This is a genomic window from Vibrio sp. 970 (assembly GCF_033339075.1).
The window spans coordinates 1-502 of record NZ_JAWOTW010000895.1; the positions used below are offsets into that span (position 1 = coordinate 1).

Genomic DNA, 502 nt, shown 5'->3' on the forward strand with positions numbered 1-502 from the left:
CGATTAAATCGCTTCACCATTTACTGTAACTGCGACGTCAATGTTGCCACGAACGGCATTTGAGTATGGGCAGACTTGGTGGGCAACGCGCGTCAGCTCTAGTGCTTGTTCTTGTGGTAGGTCTAACTCTGCCGCGAGGCTAACGGTCAAAGCAAAGCCACCGCTTTCATTCGGACCAATGCCTACTTCAGCTGTCACAGGTGCGCTCTTTAACGCTACTTTTGCTTCACGCGCAACGTGCAAAATCGCGTTAGAGAAACAAGCCGAGTAACCCGCTGCAAACAGTTGTTCTGGGTTAGTTGCTGCGCCTGTACCACCCATCTCTTTTGGGTAAGCAAGTTCAAGATCCAGCAGACCATCGTTGGTTTTTACTTGACCATTACGGCCAGCCAGAGCAGTAGCTTGAGTTTTGTATAATGTTGTCATGCGAATATCCCCTTCAATTTAAGTTGCGCACAATTTAATTGCTTGCAACCTTACATCGAAACAACGATAGTTTGCA

The 502-nt window shown here is 47.6% G+C and carries 1 protein-coding gene; it reads right to left on the bottom strand.

Annotation, left to right across the window (positions count from 1 at the left end; translation table 11 throughout):
• Window positions 1–3 precede the first annotated feature (3 nt).
• Window positions 4–426, bottom strand: coding sequence for an organic hydroperoxide resistance protein (locus R7Q11_RS29785; RefSeq protein WP_225467417.1), 423 nt, complete (start codon window positions 424–426; stop codon window positions 4–6).
• Window positions 427–502 lie beyond the last annotated feature (76 nt).

What these genes read in the sequence shown, in the direction of transcription:
- R7Q11_RS29785 (WP_225467417.1), bottom strand. Translation starts at nt 426, where the DNA reads ATGACAACATTATACAAAACTCAAGCTACTGCTCTGGCTGGCCGTAAT.